13 protein-coding genes, 1 tRNA gene and 1 pseudogene are annotated in these 16,687 nt (G+C 64.4%); 7 read left to right on the forward strand and 8 right to left on the reverse strand.

Annotation, left to right across the window (positions count from 1 at the left end; genetic code table 11):
- Positions 1-58: 58 nt before the first annotated feature.
- Entirely contained in the window at positions 59-2,383 is a 2,325-nt protein-coding gene (locus AB0C21_RS07945; RefSeq protein ID WP_500203283.1) for a penicillin-binding protein, read from the forward strand.
- 48 nt (positions 2,384-2,431) lie between these two features.
- Here AB0C21_RS07945 and AB0C21_RS07950 read toward each other — a convergent pair whose 3' ends face one another.
- Complete coding sequence (locus tag AB0C21_RS07950) at positions 2,432-2,884, reverse strand: GatB/YqeY domain-containing protein (RefSeq protein ID WP_500203284.1); 453 nt, start codon at positions 2,882-2,884, stop codon at positions 2,432-2,434.
- Positions 2,885-2,954: 70 nt separating this feature from the next.
- Between AB0C21_RS07950 and AB0C21_RS07955 the strand changes: the two genes are divergently transcribed.
- The 6 genes and pseudogenes from AB0C21_RS07955 to AB0C21_RS07980 all read left to right on the forward strand — a co-directional run bounded on the left by AB0C21_RS07955 (position 2,955) and on the right by AB0C21_RS07980 (position 6,555).
- Positions 2,955-3,878 carry a metallophosphoesterase gene (locus AB0C21_RS07955; protein ID WP_500203285.1) on the forward strand — a complete coding sequence of 308 codons (924 nt, stop codon included), beginning with the start codon at positions 2,955-2,957 and terminating at the stop codon, positions 3,876-3,878.
- A complete protein-coding gene (locus AB0C21_RS07960) occupies positions 3,875-4,501 on the forward strand; it encodes a class I SAM-dependent methyltransferase (RefSeq protein ID WP_500203286.1) in 627 nt (208 codons plus the stop codon). The genes AB0C21_RS07955 and AB0C21_RS07960 overlap by 4 nt, the downstream gene beginning before the upstream one ends.
- Before the next feature lie 37 nt (positions 4,502-4,538).
- Positions 4,539-4,612, forward strand: a tRNA-Pro gene (locus AB0C21_RS07965).
- Positions 4,613-5,179: 567 nt separating this feature from the next.
- Positions 5,180-5,569, forward strand: coding sequence for a hypothetical protein (locus AB0C21_RS07970; protein ID WP_500203287.1), 390 nt, complete (start codon positions 5,180-5,182; stop codon positions 5,567-5,569).
- A pseudogene (locus tag AB0C21_RS07975) lies at positions 5,554-5,604 on the forward strand (hypothetical protein); the annotation flags it as partial. The gene AB0C21_RS07970 and the pseudogene AB0C21_RS07975, both read left to right, overlap by 16 nt.
- A gap of 183 nt (positions 5,605-5,787) precedes the next feature.
- The gene (locus AB0C21_RS07980; RefSeq protein WP_500203321.1) at positions 5,788-6,555 is read left to right on the forward strand and encodes an ATP-binding protein; all 768 of its coding nucleotides are present in this window, start codon (positions 5,788-5,790) and stop codon (positions 6,553-6,555) included.
- A 196-nt stretch (positions 6,556-6,751) separates the two neighbouring features.
- On the opposite strand, the gene AB0C21_RS07985 is transcribed toward AB0C21_RS07980, so the two are convergent.
- From AB0C21_RS07985 to AB0C21_RS08015, 7 genes are all read right to left on the reverse strand, one after another.
- Complete coding sequence (locus AB0C21_RS07985) at positions 6,752-8,500, reverse strand: DUF8724 domain-containing protein (protein ID WP_500203288.1); 1,749 nt, start codon at positions 8,498-8,500, stop codon at positions 6,752-6,754.
- A 15-nt stretch (positions 8,501-8,515) separates the two neighbouring features.
- Positions 8,516-11,557 (reverse strand): helicase C-terminal domain-containing protein, encoded by a 3,042-nt coding sequence (locus AB0C21_RS07990; protein WP_500203290.1) that lies wholly within the window; start codon positions 11,555-11,557, stop codon positions 8,516-8,518.
- On the reverse strand, positions 11,544-12,737 hold the full coding sequence (locus AB0C21_RS07995) for a sigma-70 family RNA polymerase sigma factor (RefSeq protein WP_500203291.1): 1,194 nt from the start codon (positions 12,735-12,737) through the stop codon (positions 11,544-11,546). The genes AB0C21_RS07990 and AB0C21_RS07995 overlap by 14 nt, the downstream gene beginning before the upstream one ends.
- 786 nt (positions 12,738-13,523) lie before the next feature.
- Positions 13,524-13,829: a transposase gene (locus tag AB0C21_RS08000; RefSeq protein ID WP_500203293.1), complete on the reverse strand. Its 306-nt coding sequence runs from the start codon at positions 13,827-13,829 to the stop codon at positions 13,524-13,526.
- Positions 13,830-13,886: 57 nt separating this feature from the next.
- Positions 13,887-14,327: a hypothetical protein gene (locus AB0C21_RS08005; RefSeq protein ID WP_500203294.1), complete on the reverse strand. Its 441-nt coding sequence runs from the start codon at positions 14,325-14,327 to the stop codon at positions 13,887-13,889.
- A 157-nt stretch (positions 14,328-14,484) separates the two neighbouring features.
- Positions 14,485-15,291 carry a very short patch repair endonuclease gene (locus tag AB0C21_RS08010; protein ID WP_500203295.1) on the reverse strand — a complete coding sequence of 269 codons (807 nt, stop codon included), beginning with the start codon at positions 15,289-15,291 and terminating at the stop codon, positions 14,485-14,487.
- Between the two features lie 12 nt (positions 15,292-15,303).
- Positions 15,304-16,572, reverse strand: coding sequence for a DNA cytosine methyltransferase (locus AB0C21_RS08015; protein ID WP_500203296.1), 1,269 nt, complete (start codon positions 16,570-16,572; stop codon positions 15,304-15,306).
- Between the last annotated feature and the right edge of the window lie 115 nt (positions 16,573-16,687).

The raw sequence follows: 16,687 nt of genomic DNA on the forward strand, positions 1-16,687 counted from the left end.
CACGAAGCCTGGGGGACCTGTCCCGAATGCACTGCTCGTCCCGCGTACCCTAGACCCCGTGCGCGTAGCGAATAACGATCGGGCCCAGGCCGCGTCCACGCTGTTCAGGCTGCTCGGAGCCGGGGTGGTGGCAGGCCTCATCGTCGCGCTCATCGCGCTGCCCGCCGTCGGCAGCGCCGGGCTGACGGCCCGTGACGCGGCCAACAACTTCGAGGACATGGACAGCCAGCTCAAGACGACACCACCGTCCGAGAAGACGGTGATGTACGACGCGCATGGCAAGCAGATCGCCACGTTCTTCGACAAGTACCGCGAATCCGTCCGGCTCGACCAGGTCGCCCCCATCATGCGGCAGGCGATGATCGACATCGAGGACTCGCGCTTCTACGAGCACGGCGCGCTCGACCTCAAGGGCACCATCCGCGCGCTGGCGACCAACGTCGAGTCCGAGCAGACGCAGGGCGGCTCCACCCTCACCCAGCAGTACGTCAAGAACCTCCTGGTCGACAGCGCCAAGACCGAGGAGGAGTACCGCGAGGTCACGGCTCCCACGGTCGGACGCAAGCTGCGCGAGCTCCGCTACGCGCTCGACATCGAGCAGCGCCTCACCAAGGACCAGATCCTTGAGGGCTACATGAACGTCGCCTACTTCAGCGCCGGCGCGTACGGGGTCCAGGCCGCGGCCAAGCGGTACTTCAGCATCCCCGCGTCCAAGCTGGACCTCGGCCAGGCCGCGCTGCTCGCCGGCATCACCCAGAACCCCACGGCCTACGACCCCATCCGCAACCCCAACGACGCGCGCAAGCGGCGCGACGTCGTCCTCTACCGGATGGCCCAGCTCGGCCACATCAGCAAGGCGCAGGCCGACGCGGAGGCCGCCAAGCCGATCCAGCTGAACCGCACCGACCCGGTGGGCGGCTGCGAGACCAGCAAGGCGCCGTACTTCTGCGAGTACGTGAAGTACGACATGCTCAACATCCTGTCGGACGGCAAGTACCGACAGCTCAAGCCGAAGCAGCAGCAGAACGTCGTCAAGAAGCTGAACAGCGGCGGCTACACCATCCGCACCACCCTCGACATGCAGGACCAGCACGCCGTCGACAAGGCCCTGCGCGGCACCGTCGCCCCCGGCGGCAACCGCGTCGGCGCCGAGGCGATGGTCGAGCCCGGCACCGGCAAGGTCCGGGCCATCGGGCTGAGCAAGCGGTTCGGCGCCGGCAAGGGCAGGACGACCCTCAACCTCCCGGCCGACGGAGCGCACGGCGGCGGAAGCGGCGTCTCGGCGGGCTCGACGTTCAAGGTCTTCACGCTCGCCGCCGCCATCGACCAGGGCATCCCGGTCAGCACGACCATCAACTCTCCGCAGACCACCACGGTCAGCGGGTTCCAGCCGTGCCGCTACACCGGGTTGTTCAACGGCAAGCAGGTGAAGAACGCCATGATCGGCGGCGGCCCCTGGACGCTGTCGAACGCGGGCGACAGCGAGAAGGGCAACTTCGACCTGAAGACCGGCACCTGGCACTCGGTCAACACCTTCTACGCCGTCCTGGAGAAGCGCGTCGGCGTCTGCAACGCCGTCAAGATGGCCGAGAAGTTCGGAATGAAGCAGGCCAACGGCAACCCCCTGCAGCCGATCCCGGCCCAGGTCCTCGGCGTCAACGACATCGACATGGTGCACCTCGCCGCCGCCTACGCCGGCTTCGCCGCCCGCGGCAAGTACTGCGCGCCCATCTCGGTCACCGAGGTCGTCGACCCCCAGGGCAAGAAGCTCAAGCTGCCCAAGCAGGACTGCCACCAGGCCCTCGACCAGGACGTCGCCGACAAGGTGAACTCGATCCTGCAGGGCGTCCTCACCAAGGGCACCGCGGCCGGACGCGGCATCGGACGTCCCGCCGCCGGCAAGACCGGCACCTGTGAAGAGTTCACCTGCGCCGTGTTCGCCGGGTTCACCCCGAACCTCGCCGCCGCCACCGCCTACTGGGACTTCCGCGGCCCCTGGCAGTACAAGGTCTACGGCGTCTACGGCGCCGACATCCCCGGCGGCATGTGGCAGCAGTCCATGCAGAACGCCCTGGCCGGCGAGCCCGCACCCGGCTTCCAGACCCCGTCCCGCGACTTCGGCGACAGCGCCACCGTCCCGCAGGTGAAGGGCCTCACGGTCGGCGCCGCCACCGCGAGGCTCCAGGGCGCCGACCTGAAGGTCCAGGTCGCGTCCGGCTCCGTCGACTCCGACCAGCCGAAGGGCACGGTCGTGTCCACCTCGCCGGACGCGGGCAGCTCCGTCCCGCCCGGCACGACCGTCATCCTCTACGTGAGCAACGGAAAGAAGAAGGACGGGGCCCAGAGACGCCCCAACAACGCGCGGCCCCCCTCGGGCCACTGACGCGAAAAGGGCCCGACGCCATGCCGGGCCCTTTCTCGTTCCGCCCCACTACTGCGCGAGCTGCCGCTTCACCTCCGCCGCGACGCGCCCGCCCTCGGCGCGCCCGGCCACCTTCGGATTCACCGACTTCATGACCTGCCCCATCGCGCGGGGCCCCGACGCGCCCGTCTCGGCGATCGCGTCCGCCACCAGCGCGGTCAGCTCCTCGTCGGTCAGCTGCGCGGGCAGGTACTCCTCCAGCACCCCGCCCTCGTCCCGCTCCGCCTGCGCCTGCTCCTCGCGCCCGGCATCGCCGAACGCCGTCGCGGCCTCCCGGCGCTTCTTCGCCTCCCGCGTGAGCACCTTCACGACGTCGTCGTCGGAAAGCGTGCGCGCCTGCTTGCCGGCGACCTCCTCGTTCTTCACCGCCGTGAGCGCCATGCGCAGCGTGCGCGTGCGCAACTCGTCGCGCGCCTTCATCGCGGACGCCAGATCGGACTCCAGCTTCTCCTTCAAGGTCATGCCCCACATCATGCCCGTCCGCGAGCTTCCGGCTCATCAGGATTACCGAGCGGCGCCCATGTCTGAAAGCATGGGATCCGGAGAAGGGAGAGCCGTGCGAAAGATCCACGCCGTGCCGCTGGGAGTGCTGGGCGCGGGCGCCGCGACCTTCGGGTACGCCTCGCTGATCGAACGGAACTGGTTCCGCCTGCGCCGCTTCGACGTGCCCGTGCTGCCCCCGGGCCGCCCCTCGGTGAAGATCCTGCACATCTCCGACGCGCACCTCACCCCCGGCCGCTCCCGCCTGATCCACTGGGTCCGCTCGCTGGACGCCTTGGAGCCCGACCTCGTCGTCAACACCGGCGACACCCTCTCCCACCGCGACGCGATCGGCCCCTTCCTGGACGCCCTCGGCCCCCTCCTCGACCGCCCCGGCGTCTTCGTCTACGGCTCGAACGACCTGTACTCCCCGGTCCTGAAGAACCCGCTGCGCTACATCTGGCGCACGAGCAAGACCGACTACGAACGCCGCCGCCGCGAGCCCGACCTCCCCTACCGCGAGCTCGGCTCGTCCCTCCAGGCGGCCGGCTGGCTCGACCTCAACAACCGCATCGGCCGCCTCAAGGTGGGCGAACTGGACGTCGAGTTCGGCGGCATCGACGACTCCCACATCAACCGGGACCGCTACGACAAGATCGCCGGCCCCGTCGACCCCCAGGCCGACGTCCACCTCGGCGTCATGCACTCTCCGGAACCGCGCAACCTCGACCGCTTCACCGCCGACGGCTACGACCTCCTCCTCGCCGGCCACACCCACGGCGGCCAGGTCTGCGTCCCCTTCTACGGCGCCCTCGCCACCAACTGCGGCATCGACCGCCCCCGCGTGAAGGGCCTCCACAAGCACCGCGGCTCCTGGCTCCACGTCTCCGCCGGCCTGGGCACGTCCCCGAAGGCCCCCATGCGCTTCTGCTGCCCGCCCGAGGCGTCCCTGCTCACCCTCGTCCCCCGACGGTGAACTGGAAGACCGCCCCGCTCCTGGCGTCCCTGTACGACTTCGCCGTCCAGAACCGCGCCCTCTCCCGCCTGGGAGCCCGCGCCCTCTGGAACTACGACATAAACGACCTACAAACCCTCATAGCCGCCCAGGACTCCTCAGCCCTGACCCTGGACATCCCCTGCGGCGGCGGCCTGGCCGTGACTGACAACCCCCGCCACGTAGCCGCCGACATCTCCCCCACAATGCTCAAGAGGGCCCGCCGCAAGACGACGACCCTCGTCCAGGCGGACATCTACAACCTCCCCTTCCCCACCTCCACCTTCGACGCCTGCCTCACCTACAACGGCCTGCACTGCCTAGAAGACCCCCAGGCAGCCCTGCACGAACTGACCCGCGTCCTACGCCCAGGCGGCACCCTCCAAGGCACCACCCTCGTCAAAGCCGCTGGCCGCGACCCCCTGATCAAGCTCTTCCAACACCAGGGCGTCTTCGGCAACCCAGGCACCAGGGCCGACCTCCAGACCTGGCTGGAGACCACCCCCCTGACCGACATCACCCTCACCACCTCCGGCGCCGTGACCGCCTTCACAGCCCGAAAATCAGGGACGCACCACTCCCCAGCATCCGCTAAGGTGGACTAGGCGCCGGGAGGACGTACAACTCCCGGGCAGCCGCCACCGGGGTGTAGCGCAGCTTGGCAGCGCGCTTCGTTCGGGACGAAGAGGTCGTGGGTTCAAATCCCGCCACCCCGACACAAAGGTGCAGGTCAGAGGCCGGTTCTCCCCCACGGAGACCGGCCTCAAGATCTTTCGACCCCCATCTGACCCCGCCCTCCGACACGACCCCACAGCATCCAGGGTCACGCATCATCCCCGCCCACCACATCTCAGATTCCTCCCTCGCCCATCTGAACCGCACGCCCGGGCGCATTCCGGGTGCCGCCTCATCCATACGACGCGGTCACGGGGCTGGTGACCCAGAAGGTAACCGCGACGCAGGGGAAGATCTGGGCCAAGCAGCTGCTGCCAGCGGCCGAGGCGGCCGATTACACCGGGGCGGCGCGCAACTTCCGGCGGCTGGTCGCCTCGGCGAAGAAGACCTGGACCTGGCGACGGACGCATCACCGGGGCGCCGTCCGGCAGTGTGGATGCAGGGCGAGATGCTGGTCATCGACTGGGGCTCGGTGGGCGGGATGCAAGTGTTCTGCGCGGCGCTGGCGTGGTCGCGGGGGCGGTTCGTGCGGTTCGCCGATGACGAGCGGGCTGCTACCACGCTGGGCTGCTGGCCGAATGCTTGGAGGAGCTCGGCGGGGTGCCGGGGTGGTGCTGGCCGATCGGATGGGCTGCCTGAAGGGCGGCGTGGTGGCCAACAAGGTCGTTCCGACGGCGGATTACGTCCGTTTCGCGGCGCACTACGGGTTCCGGCCGGACTCGTGCAAGGCCGCCGATCCCGAGTCCAAGGAAATCGTGGAGAACCTGGTCGAATACGCCAAGGCCGACCTGGTCGCCGCGGAGGCCCCGTTCACTAGCCTGGGGACCGCCAATGCCGCGGCCCGGCAGTGGTGCGCCGAGGTCAACGGCGTGGTGCACTCGGAGATCTGCGTGGTCGCTGCGTCCGGCGATCCGGGGCGGCGCCGGTGTCCCGCAAGGTGGACCGGCTGTCGTGCGTGCGGTTCGGCTCGGCGCGCTGCCCGGTGCCCACCCGGCTGATCGGCGCCCGGGTCGCCGTGGCCGAGTCGGGCGGGCGGCTGCTCATCAGCGATCCCGCGACCGGCCACGTCGTCGCCGACCACACCCGGTCGCGCCGTGTGAAGCCGCCGTGCTGGATGAGCACTACGGCGGCCCCCGGCCCGCCGGAGACACCCTGGTGCTGGACCTGCCCGCAGTGCCGACCCGGCCGCTGTCGGCCTACACGATCGAAACGCCTTATGACCGCCGCGACCGATCCCGCGCTGCCGACCGACCTGGACGCCGGGCTGCGCCGCCTGAAACTGTCGGCCATCCGGCGGCTGGCGCCCGAACTGCTGATCGACGCCCACCCCCAGCGGTGGCGGCCCGAGGAGTTGCTGCGCACCCTCATCAACGCCCAACTGGCCGCACGCAACGCCTCAAACACCCGCAACCGGATGAAGACCGCAGCGTTCCCGGTCATCAAGACGATCGAGGAGCTCGACATCGCCGCGTCCACGATCCCGGCGGCGCTCGACTACCTGGCCTCATGGGATGGGCCCGCGCCGCCGAGGACTACTGCGCGGCCGGCCGGGACCGGGTCCCACACCCTCGTCGCGTTCGGTGTCGCCACGGTCCAGGCCGGTCACATGGTCCGCTACTTCACCGCCGCCGAACTGGTCGAGACGCTCTACCGGGGGCTGGCCGACAACTCCGTCGGCCGCGTCATCGACGCCGTGCTGCGCGCCGATCTGGTCATCATCGACGAGGTCGAGTTCGCGCCACTGGACGACACCGGCGCCCAACTGCTGTTTCGGTTCGTCGCCGCCGCCTACGAACGCCGCGCCCTGGGCATCGGCTCACACTGGCCCTTCGACCAGCGGAGCCGGTTCCTGCCTGAGCACACCACCGCCGTCAGCCTGCTCGACCGACTCCTGCACCACAGCCACGTCGTGGTCACCGAAGGCGAGTCCTTCCGCATGCGACAAGCCCGAACACGCACCGACCGACGACTCACCACCACCTGAAAACCGGTACCAGACCGGGGACTTTCACCTGGCCACCGGCGGCGACTCGCACTTGGCCGTTGACACCAACTATGGAGGAGGTGACGTGATCGCGTACCGCATCAAGGCCACCGTCACCACAGGCAGCGTTAGAGGGGCCAGCAGCCGTGACCTGGCCGCCGAAGCTGCTGCAGCTCAGCGTCTGCCGGCTCGAACTCTAGATTTCGCTATGCCGAGTAGCCGCAAGGTAGCCGTCAGCGCCGAATAGGAACCTCCTATCCAGAAAGCGGTTGAAGTGGTCACATGTGGGCTCACCGAGATGCATACACGCATGGCAAGCACCTCCGTTCCTGCCACACGCAGGATCGAGAGCGCAGCGGGACTCCGCCGTCACCAGGGTATTGAGGAACTTGTCCAAGTCGTTCTCGAAGACGGCTTGGAGGCCGCCGAGAACGAAGTCACCGCGGGTAGCGGCGAAGACGAAGAATGTGCAGTGTCTCGGAACGAGGTATTCCCCAAGTCCCTCGCGGTCAACGCCAGCGAAGACCGCGAGTTGCCGAATCACACGGTGAGCGTACGAGTGCGTAAGCGTAAGGAGATCTTCGCCGAGCGACGGACTTTGCCCGGGTTCGGTGAAGCGGGTAGGGATAGCAGCCTGCGCGGCGATGGCGGTACGAGCCGCTCGCTCGTCCTCAGCAGGGGGAAGCTGATGTCCCCTGTGAACTAGCCACTCGTAGACCCGCATCGGGGCAAGCTGGAACATCAAGGCTTCCGCTTGCTGTAGGTCGGCGTAGACCCGATAGCTGTTGCCTTTGCCATGGAAGCGACTCAGCCGGGCCTCCCCCGGGTTCAGTCCGCCCCGAGTGAATCCGTAGACCGCCTTAAGCACCGGGAACCGTTCGACGAGGTCAACGTTGGAGAACCCCGACCGGCCAATGGCTGCTGGGTAGTCTCGTTGATAGAGCGATCTCGCCTCGTCGGTGATAGCTGGCGTGATGAGCTGGGGAATTCTCAGCCTCGACTCGCTTGTAGCGAGCGCGATATCAACAGCCTCCCGTTCGGCATCATCGATCCGGGGGCCAGTCGCATCCGCCAAGTAACCGAGATCGTCCTCATCGGCGAGCTGACCAGCGGCTTTCGCCGTCGCAGTCAGTCGCTCAGCGAGGTCCCGCGTAAGGCCCTTGGCGATAAGGTCCTCAACGAAAGACGATCCGGTGGTGCGCTGCACGTCGGGAGTGCCTTCGAAGCCACTCAGCACCCATGCAAGAGCTCGCCGCTGCCCGCCTCCGGCAGTCAGCTTCCGCATTTGCTCCTTGCTTGCAGGGTTGATGAGGACGAAAGTCTGAGGCGCGTAGACGCTGGCAGCACGATGTACGTTGAAGGAGAGGAGCTTGCCCCTACGACGGTCCGAGTACTGCCGCCCGCAGGGACACACCCGATGCCCGAGCCCACGCTGGAGGACTTTATGACATTGGGGGCAGTCGAAAATTATTCGGGCGGCTTCGATACTGGCTTGGTGCTGCATTCGCACTTCATGATGATTCGAGCAGCGTGGAATGCGCGGCTCCTCTAGGCGTCCGCATTCATGGTATCCAACAAAATGGAGTTGCTGCCAGTTATCGTGTCCGGCACCGCACTTTTTCGGCTTTCCGGTCTCAACTCTACGGCAAATCCTGCAGACCCAGACCTCAGGAAATCGCTCAACCCGAACTCCCTGGAACCGATTGACGCTCACGACTTCGATATCAATCCCCGACCTCAATGACTTCACCACACTTGGATCAAGTCCGCCGGCGACCCAGCCTTCCATTTCCTCGATGAGCCGTCGCCGAATAAGGCGATCCTCAATATCGATCGTAAGCGGGTTCTTCCACTCGACCGACTTCCAGATGCCACCACGAAGGTCACCTGTCTGCTCAGGAAGGAAGCCGTAAAGGATTTGTGTTCCGCTTCGCTGGTCTTTCACTATTCACCTCATAGACTAGTCGTCGCTGACCGGGACCTGTGCTTCCACATCCCGCAGTGAGAGCATCGGCTTACGATCGCGATCGAAAAGTTCGTTGGGGAATTTCTTGCCAAATCCGGTATCCTCCAGGCGAGAAAAATAGGCTTCGAGATAGTTCTTGATGTCCTCAAAGGCCAGGTGCTTAGATTCGTCGATACCGAGCGCGGCGGCACATGCCCGCGCCTCCTCCTCAGCCCCAATTCCGACGGTGGCGAAGTACTGGCGGAGCAAGTCGATAGTGGTCAGTCGCTTACTCTGAGACTTTGGCTCGTGAACGAAGAGACGTCGTGATTCGATCGCCGCTGGTGTTGTCAACTCCAGGACGCGTCGACTGGACCGAGTCACGGGAATCGGCTCGACGAATCGATCACCTTGGAGGACAAAAGGCTCGAAGTGAGAGAAAACCGTGGCGTCCCTCTCTCGCCCGATCTTGTGAACGACATAGATCAGACCAGGGTGAGCACGGCCCACACGTGCTGTCGCTTGGATGAACTCTGCTGTAGTCAGCGGCACACCAAGCACGGTCATGATGTTCAGCCGATCGACGTCGACACCATGAGACATCATCGAGGATGCCGTCACGACGTGGATACGCTGCTCGAAGTCAGCCTCGGGATGCTCGAGCCGCTCAAGCGCCTCCCGGACTTCGTCGAAGTGCGTCTGACCAGTCAGGGACTTAACGTTCAGCGGAGATACCGGCACCTGAGTACCGGTGGATCTCAGTGCGGCCTCGACGTCCCGGACAGTATTTCCGTAGATGACATTGGTACCATACAAATCCAGCAAGAAATCTGAGAACTTTGGGTCCACTCCGACCTCGGCGCACACCGTCTCTGGCTGCTTCAACAGCTTTCGAACGGACTCCTGAAGGATCGTCAGAGTGCGATCGTTCACCCATTCGAGCGTAACCCCGCGGGGCCACACCGCGACGAACCTACGTAGCAGTCGGTGAGTCTCACGACTCCAGAACGATTCTTTGGCGGACGGGCCTGGTGCGGGGAACACGCGCCCTCGTCGCTGATACAAGACGTCAACTTGGCGCTCATACCCTGTGAGCGTCGCGGACGAGGCGATGATCTTCGGTCGCGTGCCGGCCAGCTGCTCTTGAAGTGAGTCCATGAGCGACTCGTAGTGGGAGTCGACCGCTCCCAAAGAGTCCCGGAGTAGGTGCAACTCGTCCTGGAGACGGAACGATGGAGCGAAGCGACTACGGTCTCGGTCCTTGATCGGCTCAACGTCAGCCTTACAACCTGGCACCAGACAGCCATTGGGTCGAGAGCTGCGTTTCGCGTAGGTATATCCGTGGAACGGCTGTGAGCACTTTCCAGCAGGCCCTTCGAAGAACCCGCGCATGTTGGCCTGCATGGCGATGAGCGAAGCTTTGTCCAGCGTTCCAATCACGACCGTGGGCAGAAAACGATAGATTTCCTGGTCCACGATATAGAACGGGAGGGCTTCTCCTTTGCTATGACATTCGGTGTTCCGGCAGAAGTGTCGAAGAGTCCAGTTTCCTCGATGGAACTTGGTGTAGACATCATTCTTTCCGCAGAATGGACAGGATGTCAGTACCATATATTTCGCAGGCATATCATCGTCCTCGACCTCAATCGGGTTGAACTCCGTTGGTGTCGGGGGAATGTCATTGGGCGTAGCGTTCGCCCCAACGAAGTAACCAAGTGAGATCGGTGCTCCAGCGACTTTGTGATCGCGACGAACGAGCTCCGCCGCTCCGAGTGCGTCGGCGAATCTTTGAGTCTGCTGGAGAGAGAGCATCCGCAAGGGAAACCTGCTCCACGCGGTGATCCCAGTCGCCTTGCCGCGCAACCGGTCGTAGAACGCGGCGAGGACCAGCAGCGCCAGGTAGGTCTCGGTCTTACCGCCGCCAGTGGTGAACCAAACGGTCTCGACGTAATCCCAATCGCCGCTTCCCTCAACGAAGCTCGGCAGGATTGATACAACGAAACCGATCTGGAACGGGCGCCAGCGATCGTATTTCGCCCGGGCGGATCGAGCCATGGCCGTGTTCATGAGGGAGAAAGCCCGCCTGAGCCTCTCGTCCCGTGTTAGGGCTGCCAGACCGCGATCAAGCCGGTTCAGCTCTTCGCTGTAGTCGCGCGCCGCCCTTTTCGCCTGCTCGACCATCTCAGGTTGCCATCTGCCAGCCTGGGCCCGCTGAGTCAGGGAGGCTTGGGACCAGTGCTCCACTCCCCACGATCGGTACGCACAGATCAACGCGGTGATCCGACCGACTGGATCCGACGCGAGCCCCTCGAAGGTGAGGTCGAGGACATCCGAAGCGGTTCCGCCGAAGTTATACTCGGGTCGCTTTCGATCGACCACCACAGTATCGGTGGTAACGAACCTGCCATCGTGCTGCTGGACGACGCCGCAGTTGATCCCGATCGCCGGCATGTTCCGGTCGTATCGAAAGCTGTCCGGAAGTGACTCGAGCACGAAGGGTTTGGTACGCAAGCCAGTTATCTCCAACTTCACTTCGAAGAGGTGCCTCTCTCCCCGCTTTCGGGCACAATTCTCGGAAGTGGTGTTGACAAGTTCAATAACCAGCTCGGGCGCCCCTCGCCATGACTCATCAGTCACCCGCAACTCGGCGACCAGACCGGGAGCACCTACCTCTACGAAGGCTTGCGCAATCGCGTCGCCTCCGAAAGCTCGGTGCTCATCACCGCCGCGTACGTGAACCGGAATGGTAACTCGAATTTCGCGAGTCTTCTGCCATTCCGCGTCCGCCAACTGATTCCAGGCGACCGCCTTGACTGAGGCAACAAACGACCACGAGCCCTCACCCTCAGGTCGTGCGCGCATCCCAATGGCACACGGGTCCATGCGTCGTTCACGCTTCACGGATCTAGCAGCGTCGCTTTCCGGGGCGAGACGGCCAAGCCAGAAGACACCGATTGGGTTCGCGTCCAGCTCAGTCCGCGTGTCCCCGCGGCCTTCAGCTGTTACCTGGCGATCCAGCCAGTCCACAAACCGTTCGGCCGCCTCATGCTGCTCCATGGCAGTCCTCCAGGTAGTCCCGTACCAGGGTCATAAGTATTGGATCCTCACGGATGATCGTCAGTATGCGTTTCTCTAACTGGCGAACGCGTTCTCTTGTGATCCTGAACTCGCTGCCGAGTTGTTCTAAGGTCATCGGCTCGTGGCCGTGAAGTCCGGCGCGTCCTTCGAGGATCCGGGTAAACCGCGGGTCGTAATTTGAAGCAATCTCCTCGACGCGCGCCTCAATCGCTCGCATCACCACAGCGTCCAGAACTTGGTGCTCCACAGATGGGCCCACCTGATGCAGGGCGAGCGAGCCCAATGTGGAGCCGTCAGGATCATCCGAAACCACGGCGTCGAGATGCACAAGCGGGGAGGCGAAGTCGATGATCGCCTTGACGGCTTCTCGCTCTCTACCCAGCGACTCAGCTATCTCGTCTAGGCTTGGAAGCCGCCCATTTCGCTTCTCAAAGTCTCTTCTGTAGTTAACGATCTGCCGCCACTGGTCCCAGACATGTACAGGCAGACGCACAGTAGTGCTTGTGTCGGCAATAGCACGCGAGATCGACTGTCTGATCCACCAGGTGGCGTAAGTGGAAAACTTGTAACCTCGGCCGGGGTCGAACTTCTCCGCCGCCCGGTTCAGCCCGCGCGTACCTTCCTGCACGAGATCATCGAGTTCAAGCTCGCCGCTCTGAGGCAAGAAGCGTTTGGCGACCTCGCACACGAGTCGGTAGTTGTTGACGACCATCGTCTGCCGCGCGATGTCTCCATCGCGAGCCAGTTCCTGGAGCTCGTCGGACCTCTCACCCCGCTCGATGGCCTCTTTAGCAAGGAGTCCCATCTGAATCCGCTGTCCGAGGACGATCTCCTGGTCGGCCCTCATGATCGGATGCTTCCCCAGTTTCGCGGGCATCTCGTGCCGGATCTCGATACCAAGGTCACGGCCATGCCCTGCTGTAGTCGTCGCAGGGTGCGGTGACCCGGGAGCAGCGGGCTGCGGCACAGCTACCAGATGCGCTGTCTTCTCCAGTGCATCACTGTCCAGCAGCAATTCGAACAGGAGCGCCGTCTCCTCAGCGCCCAGGTGCCGCCGGCTTGCCGTGCGAACTACATGCTCGCGAGACAAGGGTCCGAGGCGTTCAACGTCCTCCAGCAGCGCCGAGTGCGCACGCTCGACCCGCTCGTTGACTTCCACCGTGAGTCTCCTCCGCAACCCACATGACCAGCTCGATTTGCCGCAGCTCCGAACTGGAGACCCCCTACAACGGAAACGCACGTTATTCGCCCATAGCATCGACAGTCAAGCAAGAGCCGAGAATAGACGTGATTATGCATAAGAGCGCGGTAACGCACAGGAAGGGCATTTCTGCACGTTTCGTTGACGAGCGAATTTCAGCTTGCTAGGCTCAAGCGTGAGCAGCTGGAGTTCATGCGCTGGCCGGAGTCGGCCAGCCAAACTCTCGCTACGCGAAACGATCGTCCGGGACAGGGCTTCCGGCTAGGCCCTTTCGAAGTAGGTACCGCCATTCGTTGATGGCGTTGATCTTGAGAACAGCCTGGTAGCGGACGGAGAGCTTGTCGTACCGGGTCTCCATGGCCCGGTGGCGCTCGAGGCGGTTGATGCCGCATTCGACGGCGTGGTGGCCGCGGTAGTCGATCGAGTCGAAGGCGAGTGGACAGCCTCTGCGTTGCCGGTGTCCCGCCTGGTTGGCTGGCAGCGGGATCGTGGCGGCGATACCGCGCAGCGCAGGTGAGCACGGACCGTCCGAGACGAGTAGGCCTTGTCGCCCCGGATCCGATCTGGGCGGGGCCGAGGCCACGCCCCCGGCCGAGCCACGGGGACACCGGCCACCACCGCCTCGGACTGCGGGCGTCCCCGCGCCGCCCGGCCGTCACCACCAGCGATAAGTATTTCTGGCCTTGCTCGCAGGCCAGATGTACCTTGATCGACAGCCCGCTGCGGAACAGCGCCAGAGTGTGATCAACAGGCTCGGTGACCGCGCCGCCGGGTGGTTTCCCACTGCGGATAGCCACGCTGCCAAGTGCGAGAGGCGTGCTGATGGTCCCGCACGATGGTGGAATCGACGCTGACCTCCCAGCCGATCAACCCGGCCGCGTCAGCCCGGGTCTGAAGCCCGGCCAGGATGCGCGCCCAGGTGTCGTCACGCTGCCAGCGGCGGAACTGCCCGTAGACCGCTTGCCAACAGCCGTAGTAATCGGGCACGTCACGCCACGGCGCCCCGTTCGCACCCACCAGCGGATCGCGTCGATGAGCAGCCGCTTCCATTTCGCCGGTCGCCCCGCTCGCCGCTGGACGGGCAGCAGGCGCCCCCAGGATCGCCCCTTACTCAACGGTCAGGTCGAACCGCCTCGTCACCGCTGGGGTGGCCACGAGGTCTCCGGTGCTCGTTGCGATCTCTATCCCGTGCCGGCTGAGCTCTTCCACGGCCCACCAGGTTTGATCAGCTTGGTGTTGTAGGGCCCGACCGCCGAATCCATCAACGCGTTGTTCAGTGCATCGCCAACGGTACCGATCAGGCGTCGATCCCAGCGTCGACCAGGTGCGCGGTGACCCGGAAAGAGGTGTACAGGGGCCCGGCATCGCCGTCATGGACCAGGCGGGCCTGACTGGTCGTTCGGCTCCATCTCGTCGCCACAGCGCCATGTCCAGCGCGTCCAGCACCAGGCGGATCCCCTTGGTGGTCGCGGCCGCTCCACCGACGACGGCGCGAGAGAAGATGTCGATCACGAACGCGACGTAGACGACGTCAGACCAGCTGGTCACGTGGTAACGGACCCCAATGGCGCTCGGGCGGCGGGCGGTGAAGTCGCGGCGCAGAAAATCTGCGGCCCGGTCATGTCTTTCGCCGCAGTCTGGGGTGCAGGTCCTTGCGCCCCACTGGCCACCGTGCAGAAACAATCTCAGAGCTTGCCGAGTTGGTTCAGCCGCCCCTGGTTGTCTTCGCTCGACTTTGAGCCGCTTTTCTGGCTTGGACAAGGTCGGCGACACGCTGGGCGGCCGATTTCAAGTCCTCGTGCTCCCATATGCGCAGAACCGCCCACCCCGCTTCGGTGAGCTTTTGGTCAGTTTCTCTATCTCGCTCTCGATTTCTTTCGATCTTGCTCTTCCAAAATTCACTGTTGCGTCGGGCGGGACGGTGATGTTCGGGACAGCCGTGCCAAAAACAGCCATCGAGAAAGACCGCGACTTTCGGACCAGCGAATACTAGGTCGGCGGTGCGGCGTATCGAGGGGAGTGGGCGGGCGCTCACTCGGTAACGAAGCCCAAGGGCGTGTACGGCGGAACGCAAACGCAGCTCAGGTTTAGTGTCCTTGCCTTTGTTTGCACGCATCACAGCTCGCACAGCTGGCGTGGACGCCCACGGTTTATCCGTGTCCCCTGAGGGTTTCGAAGACGATTTGGGAATGGTAAATTCGCGATCGCGCGCGATACGCCATGCCTCGGCGAGATTTTCCGCCCGATTGGTTCCGCGGACCTCTCCCACGTAACGTTCGAAGGTTTGTCCACCGATTGACCAGCGCAAGTATGCGTAGAGTCGGCGGGACTTGGGCGGCAGTCGCAGGCGTATGGATGCTATAGCGCTTCGGTCATCGGCGAGGCGGATAATCCTGTTCTCGTGGCCGCCTGCCGCAGCGTCTTGCTCGCGGCCTCGCGCGGCCATGCTGAGACCGGGCGAGGGCCGCCAGGCAGTGTCGGGTGGCCTTTCGCCCCACCATCCACTGGTCATCTGCGGACGTTGCTATTTCTTCGTTGCGGTTTCTTTGGCTGATATAAGGGCGTCGCGGACGGAATCCGCCATGGCCTCGCCTAGCAGTGGGGGAACCGCGTTTCCAAGTTGCCGCATCTGCTCGCCACGGGGGCCAGCGATTTCCCAGTCGTCGGGAAATGTCATGATTCGCGCGACCTCCCGAACTGTCATATAGCGGATCGTTCCGTCGTCGCGCTTGAGGACGGTCTCCCCGCCGGGTACACCGTGTACACCGGCTTTGACTGTCTTGGCTGGACGGTCGAGGAGGTTCGGGGTGTGTCCAGCGTACTCGCGCGCTCCGGGCCAGCCACGGTGATGAAGCCACTTGCGATGTTCGATCTTGTCCTCGAGCGGCTCCGGAGGGTCGGGCAGCGACTCGAATTTGGGAACGTCGGGGTTGTCGCGGAGGGCGTCTCTAATCGTCCGCCAAGGTTTGAGACCGTCGGCTTCGAGCAGCTCGGGCTGAGCCCGAGCTGCCCCCCGCGTGATGCTGTGCCGCTCCCAGTACTTACCGCTCTCTTGATCACGCAGCAGCGCGCTTTCCGAGTGCGTCGGTTTGGGAAACTGCCACTCCGCCAAATCGAGGTCCTTGCGGAAGGCAACCACGAAGACTCTCCAACGGACCTGTGGAACACCGTAGTCGGCCGCGTTGACCAACAGATACTTCACGTCATAACGCTCGGTAGAATCAGCATTCTTGGAGTCCAATGCTTTGATCAAGCGTTTGTCGTGGTCTCGCCAGTCTTCTCCGTCGATCCGCTTCTCGAATGGGGCTTTCAGCTCGCGAATGATGTAGTCGTAGTAGGGCTTAAAAGAGGGCCGTAGGAGTCCCTTGACGTTCTCGGCGATCACTGCTCGGGGACGCGTCTCCCGGATCGTTCGGAACAGTTCGGGCCAGAGGTTGCGCTTGTCGTCATAACCCTTGTGTGCGCCCCCCAGGCTCCAGGGCTGGCATGGCACACCACCGGCCACCACATCGACTTTGCCCTCCCACCGAGCGAAGCTCTCGCCGTGAATATCACCCTCGATCAGCGGCCACTGGTCGTGTCGCGTCGCGGGGTCCGGCATCGTGGGGTCGAAGTCGCGTGCCACGTTCAGGCGCAGGGTGGCACACGCGCGCTTCTCGATCTCCACCGCGAGCAGGTGCCGGAATCCCGCCTGGTGCATCGCCAGGGCGAGCCCTCCCCCACCGGTGAACAGCTCGATGCTGGTCCCCGCCTCGCTGACCTCTGGTTCCCCGGCTGGCGCTTGGATGCTCACGACGCCAAACCGTACCGCGGGCATCCGACAGCCGAGTCGTACACAGCCGACCCCGGCGCCACCGCTGAGGAGGACCGTCGGCTGACGAGAGCGATCACGAGGATGTGAGTAACCT

The sequence above is a fragment of the Spirillospora sp. NPDC049024 genome (assembly GCF_040649235.1).
GTDB lineage: Bacteria > Actinomycetota > Actinomycetes > Streptosporangiales > Streptosporangiaceae > Spirillospora.